The 8,768-nt window shown below is 62.9% G+C and carries 8 protein-coding genes; 5 read left to right on the forward strand and 3 right to left on the reverse strand.

The features are described from left to right. Positions 1–83 precede the first annotated feature (83 nt). Positions 84–905, reverse strand: a complete 822-nt coding sequence (locus tag NUV89_RS10505) for a helix-turn-helix domain-containing protein (RefSeq protein ID WP_026136708.1) — start codon at positions 903–905, stop codon at positions 84–86. 84 nt (positions 906–989) lie between these two features. Between NUV89_RS10505 and NUV89_RS10510 the strand changes: the two genes are divergently transcribed. Both NUV89_RS10510 and NUV89_RS10515 read left to right on the forward strand, forming a co-directional pair. Then, complete coding sequence (locus tag NUV89_RS10510; RefSeq protein ID WP_207042776.1) at positions 990–2,204, forward strand: MFS transporter; 1,215 nt, start codon at positions 990–992, stop codon at positions 2,202–2,204. A gap of 108 nt (positions 2,205–2,312) precedes the next feature. Further along, positions 2,313–3,473: a GGDEF domain-containing protein gene (locus tag NUV89_RS10515; RefSeq protein WP_257781236.1), complete on the forward strand. Its 1,161-nt coding sequence runs from the start codon at positions 2,313–2,315 to the stop codon at positions 3,471–3,473. Here NUV89_RS10515 and iolG read toward each other — a convergent pair. Then, positions 3,470–4,474 (reverse strand): inositol 2-dehydrogenase, encoded by a 1,005-nt coding sequence (gene iolG, locus NUV89_RS10520; protein ID WP_257781237.1) that lies wholly within the window; start codon positions 4,472–4,474, stop codon positions 3,470–3,472. The genes NUV89_RS10515 and iolG overlap by 4 nt on opposite strands. A 35-nt stretch (positions 4,475–4,509) precedes the next feature. Next, on the reverse strand, positions 4,510–5,535 hold the full coding sequence (locus tag NUV89_RS10525; protein WP_257781238.1) for a LacI family DNA-binding transcriptional regulator: 1,026 nt from the start codon (positions 5,533–5,535) through the stop codon (positions 4,510–4,512). 123 nt (positions 5,536–5,658) lie between these two features. Here NUV89_RS10525 and NUV89_RS10530 point away from each other — a divergent pair, with 123 nt between their 5' ends. From NUV89_RS10530 to NUV89_RS10540, 3 genes are read left to right on the forward strand one after another with little or no spacing between them, the layout of a single operon-like run. Then, complete coding sequence (locus NUV89_RS10530) at positions 5,659–6,504, forward strand: SDR family oxidoreductase (protein WP_257781239.1); 846 nt, start codon at positions 5,659–5,661, stop codon at positions 6,502–6,504. Next, entirely contained in the window at positions 6,504–7,628 is a 1,125-nt protein-coding gene (locus tag NUV89_RS10535; protein ID WP_257781240.1) for a phytanoyl-CoA dioxygenase family protein, read from the forward strand. Before NUV89_RS10530 ends, NUV89_RS10535 begins: the two co-directional genes overlap by 1 nt. Positions 7,629–7,671: 43 nt before the next feature. Beyond that, positions 7,672–8,595 carry a sugar ABC transporter substrate-binding protein gene (locus tag NUV89_RS10540; protein ID WP_257781241.1) on the forward strand — a complete coding sequence of 308 codons (924 nt, stop codon included), beginning with the start codon at positions 7,672–7,674 and terminating at the stop codon, positions 8,593–8,595. Positions 8,596–8,768: the final 173 nt, after the last annotated feature.

Below are 8,768 nucleotides of genomic sequence, written 5' to 3' on the forward strand. Positions count from 1 at the left end.
CAAAATCTTGGGACCGCTTCGCGGCCCAGCGGGAGCAAGCTCCCTCGCCACAGGTACACTGGTCCTTCTGAACTGGGTTCGCCCTACCTGAAAAACTGACTCGGCGTCTTGCCAAACTGTTTCTTGAACATGCTGGTAAAGGCGCTCGGGCTTTCATAGCCCAGCTCCAGGGCCACGTCGATAATCTTCTCCCCCACCGCAATGCGCTCCAGCGCCAGCAACAAGCGCGCCTGCTGGCGCCATTGGCCGAAGGTCATGGCGGTTTCCTTGCGGAACAGGCGCTGGATGGTTTTCTGGTCCAGGCCCAGGCGTTCGCTCCAGTCGGCCACAGTGGACGCATCGCCCGGGTCGTCCTGCAACGCCTGGCAGATCTGCTGAATGCGCAAGTCAGCTGGCTGCGGCAGGGATAGCGGCAAGGCCGGCAGCAGCGCCAGTTCATCGAGGATCAGGTGCATGATCCGCGCATCCCGCGAGTCTTCGGCATAGGGCGGTTTCAGGCTGACCGACGCCTTAATCAACTCACTCAGCAACGGCGAGATACTCACCGCCTTGGTTTCACTCGGCAAGTTGGGGAACGCGTCGGGGCGCACAAACACGCTGCGCATTTTCAATGCCCCTACGCACCGCAGCGAGTGGACCTGCCCGCACGGCATCCAGAACCCACGGTTGGACGGTACCGTCCACTGGCTTTGTGCCGAGTGCACCACCATCACGCCTTCGATGGCGTAGAGTAATTGGTGCTTCTCGTGACTGTGCTCGGGGATCACCCAATTCTCGGGATAGTCGGTGGCCGAACTGATCACCGCCCAGTCGCCTTCGTCGATTTCCTGTAGAAATTTATCCAGTGATTTGATCATTTCGCCCTTTTTGCGATGATTGCTGCCCGAATTTCGCGAGACAGGCATTTTCGGCAAATCTAGCATGAACACCGAATCATTTTGAAATAGATGGCGAGCTCAATCACTCGCCACCCTGTATGGAATGCCTGCATGTCGACCCTGACCGCGTCACCCGCTGCTGCCACCACCGCCACGCCCCACGCCAGTCCCTTGGTCATGCGCATTCTCGGCGCCTGCGCCCTGGCGCACCTTATCAATGACCTGATCCAGGCCGTGCTGCCCTCGATCTACCCGATGCTCAAGGCCAACTACGGCCTGAGCTTTGCCCAGGTCGGCCTGATTACCCTGACCTTCCAGCTGACCGCCTCCTTGCTGCAACCGTGGATCGGCTACCACACCGACCGTCATCCCAAACCGTGGCTGCTGCCCGCCGGCATGGTCTGCACCCTGATCGGCATCCTGATGCTGGCCTTTGTCGGCAGCTTCCCGGCGATCCTGCTCGCCGCAGGCCTGGTGGGCGTGGGGTCCTCGACCTTCCACCCGGAAACCTCACGCGTTGCGCGCCTGGCTTCCGGCGGTCGCTTCGGCCTCGCGCAATCGACCTTCCAGGTCGGCGGCAACACCGGCAGTGCCCTCGGCCCGTTGCTCGCAGCGGCGATCATCATTCCCTACGGCCAGGGCCATGTCGCCTGGTTCGGCCTGTTTGCGGTATTTGCCATCCTGGTGCTCTACGGTTTGAGCCGCTGGTATCGCAACCACCTCAGCCTGTTCAAGCTCAAGCAAGGCGGTAAAGCCACCCATGGCTTGTCCAAGGGCCGCGTGACCTTTGCCTTGGTGGTGCTGGCCGTGCTGGTGTTTTCCAAGTACTTCTACATGTCCAGCCTCACCAGCTACTTCACCTTCTACCTGATCGAGAAGTTCCACCTGTCGGTCGCCAGTTCGCAGATGTACCTGTTCCTGTTCCTCGGTGCGGTTGCCGTTGGCACGTTCGCGGGCGGGCCGATTGGCGACAAGATCGGCCGCAAGAAAGTCATCTGGTTCTCGATCCTCGGCGCCGCGCCGTTCACCCTCGCCCTGCCCTACGTCGATCTGTTCTGGACCGCGGTGCTCAGCGTGGTGATCGGCTTTATCCTCGCCTCGGCCTTTTCCGCCATCGTGGTGTTCGCCCAAGAGCTGGTGCCCGGCAACGTCGGCATGATCGCCGGGATCTTCTTTGGCCTGATGTTCGGCTTCAGCGGCATTGGTGCAGCGCTGCTCGGTCTGCTCGCGGACAACCACGGCATCGAGTATGTCTACAAGCTGTGTTCGTTCCTGCCGCTGGTGGGCATCCTGACGATATTGCTGCCCTCAACCAAAGGCGTCTGAACCACCGATCATCGGCATGGCTGAATGCCATGACGATGAGTGTTCTGAAAACCTGCGTGTGCGCTTACAATCCCGGTTTAAACGCACACCAGGCAGACCCGGCAAGACATGACGCTCGACCCTCCTACGATTTTGGCCCTCACCGTGGCCCTCGCCGCCGCTGCTGCCCTGTACCTGGCCGTTGAATGGCGCAGCGTGCGCGAACCCTCGCTGCTGTGCTGGAGCGCCGGTTTTGCGACCATCAGCATCGGCTCCACCCTCGCCTTGCTGCGCAGCAGCGGCTTTTTGATGATCGGCATCTGGTTCGCCAATGGCTTGCTGGTGATCGCCCACTTCCTGTTCCTGCTCGGCGTGGCGCGGTTTACCCAGTCGCGGCTGTCGCGGTGGTGGCTGCTGATGCCCGCCGTATGGCTGGGCATGTTGCTATTGCCGGCCGACTTGCCGTGGTCCAAAGCCATGCTGGCGGTGCAGTCCCTGCTGGTGGCGGCGCCGACCTTGTGTGCCAGCAGCCTGCTGCGGCCCCACGGCAAGTCATTGAGCATCGGCGCGGTGCAACTGCGTTATGTGCTGCTGATCCACGGCTCGTTTTATGTGGCCAAGGCGCTGTCGGTGTTGATCCCCGGCACCTTGATCGACCTGGCGGCTTTCAAGGGCGAGATCATCCAGGTGTCACTGGTGGAAGGCGCGATGGCAATCATGCTGATCGCCTTGTCGATGACCGGCTCGGAGCGCTATCGCCGCGAGCAGCAGATCGCCCGCCTCGCCGCCCGCGACCCGCTGACCGCCCTCTACAACCGCCGCGCCCTGGATCTGCGCGCGCCGCGCTTGCTGGCCCAGGTTTCACCGGCCCGTCCGGGCGCGTTGCTGTTGATCGACATCGACAACTTCAAACCGGTCAACGACCTTTACGGCCACATCGCGGGTGATCGCCTGTTGATTGCCTTGAGCGAAATGATCCGCGCAGTAGTCCCCCGCGGCGCACTGGTCGCGCGCCTGGGCGGTGATGAATTTGTGATCCTGCTGCACCCGGCCTCCACGGAACAGATCGTCGACCTCGGCAGCCGCCTGCGCGGGCAATTTTTTCACTTCACCTCGCAAACCTTTACGACCCCGGCAGCGGTGACCTTGAGCATCGGTGCGAACCTGTTCGACCAGCCGCCGGCGAGCCTGACGGAGTTGATCGAACAGGGGGACACCGCGCTGTATGAAACCAAGCGCGGTGGGCGTGACAGCATTCGGTTGGTGGATCGGACTGGAGCCTACCGTTAGAGGTCGTAACTCACCGCCACACTCCGCCCACTCTTCACCGACTCCAGCGCGCAATCCGCCAAGTGCAACGCATACAAACCGTCGCGCATGGTGGTGGGCAGCGGCTGGCCGCTGTTCAGCGCATCAATGAACTGGGTCAGCTCATTGCGATAAGCATCCGCATACCGCTCCAGGAAAAAATGCTGCAACGGCTCCAGCGCCTCGGTGTGCGCCGCGCTCCAGTGGCGCAAGGTGCTGGGCCGATGGTTATCGGTGAGCAGTACGCCGCTGGCGCCGGATACTTCGACGCGCTGGTCGTAGCCATACACCGCCTGGCGGCAGCAGTTGATATGGCATTGCTTGCCCGAGGCGGTGCGCAGCAGCACCATCACGCTGTCGTAATCGTCGATCTCGGCCAGGCTGGGGTCCACCAGGCGGCTGGCGATGGCGCTGACTTCCACCGGTTCTTCGCCGAGCAGATGGCGCGCGGTGTCGAAGTCGTGGATGGTCATGTCGCGCAGGATGCCGCCGGAGTGGGCCAGGTAGTCACGCGGCGCCAGGCCGGGGTCGCGGCTGGTGATTATCACCTGGCGCACGGCGCCGATCTGCCCGGCATCCAGGGCTTGGCGCAGGCGCAGCATGTCGGGGTCGAAGCGCCGGTTGAAGCCGAGCATCACCTGGCCGCCCTGGCGTTCCACGGCCTTGGCCGCGCTGCGCGCCTTGGCGATATCGAGGTCGATGGGTTTCTCGCAGAGTACCGCCTTGCCCGCTGCTACCGCTGCCAGCAGCAGGTCGATATGGGTGTCGGTGGGTGTGCCGATGACCACGGCATCGATATCGTCACGGCTGAGCACGGCAGCGCAATCGTAAGCCGCCTCACAGCCCAGTTGCGTGCTCAGCGCATCGACCCCCTCGCGCCAGGGATCGGCCACCAGCACCAGCGTGGCATTCGGGTGGGCGGCGACGTTGGCGGCGTGGATCTTGGCGATGCGCCCGGCACCTAGAACGGCGATTCGTAGCATGGTGAACACTCCTGGTTTTGTTGTTGGGGGGAGATTCAGTCCGGCAGGTTGAACGGCGTGACGATCTGCACCTGTGACGGCGCAATCGGCCCGGCCTTCCACAGCCGATGAAATTGCAGGATGTGCAGGAACACGCTGCGTGCGTCGATCTGCAGGTTGTGGTCGATGATCGCGGCGACTTTTTCTTCGCGCAGCAGCTGGCGGTTTTCTTCGTCGAGGTCGTGGCCGATAAACACATCCAGCGGGCGTTCGAGGGCGGCGAAGGCATCGACAATCGCGCGGTTGCCGCCGCCGACGCTGTACACCGCCTTCAACTCGGGATGTTGTTTCAGCGCCTGGGTCACGCGTGCGAAGGTGCGGTCGTAAACGCCATAACCGCCGCTGATGTCCAGCACCCGCAGGTGCGCCGCGCGCCCGCGCAGCCAGGCGCGAAAGCCCATCTCGCGCTCTTCTTCGCCACGGAACAACTCGCTGCCGATCACCACGGCGACGTCCTGGGCCACTGCCGGCAACCAGCGCGACATCAGGTACGCGGCGGTCTGCCCAGCCGTGCGGTTGTCCATGCCGACATAGCCGATGCGCTCGCTTTGCGGCAGGTCTGTCACCAAGGTCACCACCGGAATGCCCGCCGCGATCAGTTGCTTGACCGCCGAATTCACCGCCGGCTCATCGGCGGCCTTGAGCACCACGCCCTGGCTGCCGGTGTCGAGGCAGCGCAGCAGTTGGTCGTGCATGGCCTGGGGTTCGATCTCTTCGAACAGGTGAAAACGCGGGGCAATCCGAAACGGCGCCAGGCTGGCCAGTTGCGCGACGATGGCCGCCTGCACCGCCGCACTGAAGCGCTTGGGCGTGTGCATGACCACGTCCACATGAAAGGTTCGGCCCACCGCCAGGCCGTTTTTCTCCTGGGACTCCAGCTCATCCAACGCCTGCTCGATGCGTCGCCGGGTCTGCGCATGCACGCTGCCGCGCTGGTGCAGCACACGATCGACCGTGGCTTTGCTGACGCCCGCCTGGGTCGCGAGTTGCTTGATGGAGAAGTGTTTTGCGCGTTCGAGCATGGGCTTTGCCTGAGGTGTTTTTGAGGTCTTATTTGGGCGTTACTGAGGTTTCGCAATGCTAGTCTCAGTTTTGCCCGGCGTCGAGCCAGGCGATGCACAACAACAAAAATTCAGGAGAACTGCATGCCTAACACCGATCTCGCCACCTCGTTCAGCGGCCAATACTTTGTCGTCACCGGCAGCACCCAGGGCCTGGGCGCCGCTGTCGCGCACACCTTGGCCCGGCGTGGCGCTGCCGGCCTTATCATCTGCGGGCGCCGTCGCGCCCAGGGCGAGGAACAGGTGCGGCAGTTGGCCGAGCTGGATTGCCAGGCGTTTTTCGTCGAGGCGGACCTGGAGAAAGTCGAGGATTGCCGGGCGATCATCGACGCGGCGCGCACTCACTTCGGCACCTTGCACGGCTTGGTCAACTGCGCCGGCATGTCGGATCGCGGCACCATCCTCGACACCTCGCCGGAGCTGTTCGACAAGCTGTTTGCGGTGAATGTCAGGGCGCCGTTTTTCCTCATGCAGGAAGCGCTGAAGTTGATGATCGGTAAAGGTGTGGAGGGCGCCGTGGTGAATATCCAGAGCGTCACCGGGCATGGCGGGCAATCGTTTTTGAGCGCGTATGCGGCGTCGAAGGGCGCGCTGGCGATCCTCACCAAGAACGTCGCGTTCACTGCACTGCGCAACCGCATCCGCGTGAACGGCTTGAATATCGGCTGGATGGACACGCCCCACGAAGATGACATCCAGCGCCAGTACCACGGTGCCCAGGACGGCTGGCTGGCAGAGGCCGAAAGCGCGCAGCCGTTCGGGCGCCTGCTCAAGCCGGAGGAAGTGGCACGCAGCGTGGCGTTTTTGCTGTCCGGCGAATCGGGCATGATGACCGGCGCGGTGATCGACCTGGAACAAGGCGTGGTCGGCTGCACCGACGGCGGCAGCCCGCAACCGCACCAGGCCTTGAGCCTGCCAGGGGGTGTGTGATGTCGGCGTTTGTCAGCGCTGAGGCCGTGCGCCTGGCGGATTTCAGCCAGCTTTGCGCGCAGCAGGCGCAGGCCGAGGACTATCCGCTGTGCCATGAAGTGGTCAGCAACGTGCCGATCTATCAGGCCCAGACCCTGCGCAACAGCGACCGCCGCAGCGTGATGAACGAGCTGCACCGCCTGTTCCGTGACGGGCCGGGGGTGATGCTGGTGCGCCGGGCCTATGAAGATTTGGAAGTGGTGGACCGGCACAGCCAGGTGTTCGAGGCGATCTTTGCCAATGAGGCCGCCCAATGCGTGGCCGCCGACCACTTTGCCAAGGCGGGCAGCAACGGGCGCATCTGGAATTCGTTGCAGAAAGCCGCGTTGCAGTCGCCCGAATCGTTTGCCGAGTACTACGCCAACCCGCTGTTGGGGCTGATTGCCGAAGCGTGGCTGGGGCCGAGTTTTCAGGTCACGGCACAGGTCAACGTGGTGCATCCCGGCGGCCAGGCGCAGCAGCCGCATCGGGATTACCACCTGGGTTTCCAGACCAATGATGTAGTGGAACGTTTCCCCCTGCCCTTGCACCTGTTGTCGCAGTATCTGACGCTGCAAGGCGCGGTGGCCCACACGGATATGCCACTGGAGACCGGGCCGACCCAGTTGCTGCCGTTCTCCCAGCAATACGCCTTGGGCTATCTGGCGTGGCGCCGCGAAGAGTTTATCGACTACTTCCAGCAACACGCGGTGCAATTGGCGCTGAACAAGGGCGACCTGCTGTTCTTCAACCCGGCGCTGTTCCATGCCGCCGGCACCAACCGCACGGCCGATCGCCAACGCATGGCCAACCTGCTGCAAATTTCCTCGGCATTCGGCAAACCCATGGAAGCCCTCGACCGCGACCGCATGATGCTCGCGGTGTACCCGGCGCTGCTGGCCAATCCGGCCCTGGATGCCGAGGCCGTGATCGCTTGCACGGCGGACGGCTATTCCTTCCCCACCAACCTCGACACCGACCCACCGCTCAAAGGCCTGGCCCCGCAAACCGGGCAGCAGCTGATGCAGCAGGCGTTGAACGAACGCTGGCCGCCCGCGGACTTTGCGGCGGCAGTGGCGCAGATGCGCGCCAAGCGCCAGGCCTGAACCACCCCTGCTTTAACAACAACAATAACAACGGAGCAAAACCATGAAGAAGCACCTCCTTGCGGCACTGTTTACCCTCGCTGTCACGCCCTGGGCGCTGGCCGATATCCGTATCGGCGTGAGCATCGCCCAGGTCGATGATGTATTCCTCGCGCAGATGCGCGACTACATGGCCGCCCACGCCAAGGAATTGCCCGGGGTGACCCTGCAATTCGAAGATGCCCAGGGCGATGTGGTGCGCCAGCTCAACCAGGTGCAGAACTTCACCGCCCAGGGCATGGACGCGATCATCGTCAACCCGGTCGACACTGCGGCCACGGCGAAGATGAGCAGCAACGCCCAGCAGGCCAAGACCCCGCTGGTCTACGTCAACCGCCGTCCGGATGCTCAGCAATTGCCGCCGGGCGTGGGTTACGTAGGCTCGGATGAGGTCAAGGCCGGGGAAATCCAGATGCGCTACCTGGCCGAGAAAATGGGTGGCAAGGGCAACCTGGCGATCATGCTCGGGCTGCTGTCCAACAACGCCACCCACAACCGCACGCTGGGGGTAAAGACCGTGCTCAAGGAGTACCCGAACATCAAGATCGTCGAAGAACAAACTGCGGAGTGGCAGCGCAACAAGGCGATCGACCTGATGAACAACTGGATCGTCTCCGGGCGCAAGATCGACGCAGTGGCGGCCAACGCCGATGAAATGGCGATTGGCGCCGCCATGGCAATCAGCCAGGCCGGCATGCAACCGGGCAAGGACATCCTCGTGGCCGGCAGCGACGGCGGCCCAGCCGGATTGGACGCGGTGAAAAAGGGCCAACTGCTGGTAACGGTGTACCAGGACAACAAAGGCCAGGCGGTAGGCTCGATTGACCTGGCGGTGAAGATGGTGAAGAAGGAACCGTACACGGCTGAACTGACGATTCCTTATCAGCAGATCACCAAGGACAACTACCAGGCGTTCCTCAACCCCTAAGCTCGAACACTCCCACACTTTGACTTGTGAACCCGGTCCACTGTGGGAGCTGGCTTGCCTGCGATGACGGCAGCACAGGCGACATCTCTACCAACAGTGCCGCCGCCTTAAAGCTCGACAACTCCCACACTTTGACTTGTGAACCCGGTCCACTGTGGGAGTTGGCTTGCCTG

This window comes from Pseudomonas sp. 18.1.10 (genome assembly GCF_024655625.1).
Taxonomy (GTDB): domain Bacteria; phylum Pseudomonadota; class Gammaproteobacteria; order Pseudomonadales; family Pseudomonadaceae; genus Aquipseudomonas.

Excerpts from the sequence above, each read along its gene's own strand:
- NUV89_RS10525 (WP_257781238.1), bottom strand. The coding sequence starts at position 5,535 with ATGCTCGAACGCGCAAAACACTTCTCCATCAAGCAACTCGCGACCCAG.
- NUV89_RS10515 (WP_257781236.1), top strand. The coding sequence starts at position 2,313 with ATGACGCTCGACCCTCCTACGATTTTGGCCCTCACCGTGGCCCTCGCC.
- NUV89_RS10535 (WP_257781240.1), top strand. The coding sequence starts at position 6,504 with ATGTCGGCGTTTGTCAGCGCTGAGGCCGTGCGCCTGGCGGATTTCAGC.
- NUV89_RS10530 (WP_257781239.1), top strand. The coding sequence starts at position 5,659 with ATGCCTAACACCGATCTCGCCACCTCGTTCAGCGGCCAATACTTTGTC.
- NUV89_RS10510 (WP_207042776.1), top strand. The coding sequence starts at position 990 with ATGTCGACCCTGACCGCGTCACCCGCTGCTGCCACCACCGCCACGCCC.
- NUV89_RS10505 (WP_026136708.1), bottom strand. The coding sequence starts at position 905 with ATGCCTGTCTCGCGAAATTCGGGCAGCAATCATCGCAAAAAGGGCGAA.
- iolG (WP_257781237.1), bottom strand. The coding sequence starts at position 4,474 with ATGCTACGAATCGCCGTTCTAGGTGCCGGGCGCATCGCCAAGATCCAC.
- NUV89_RS10540 (WP_257781241.1), top strand. The coding sequence starts at position 7,672 with ATGAAGAAGCACCTCCTTGCGGCACTGTTTACCCTCGCTGTCACGCCC.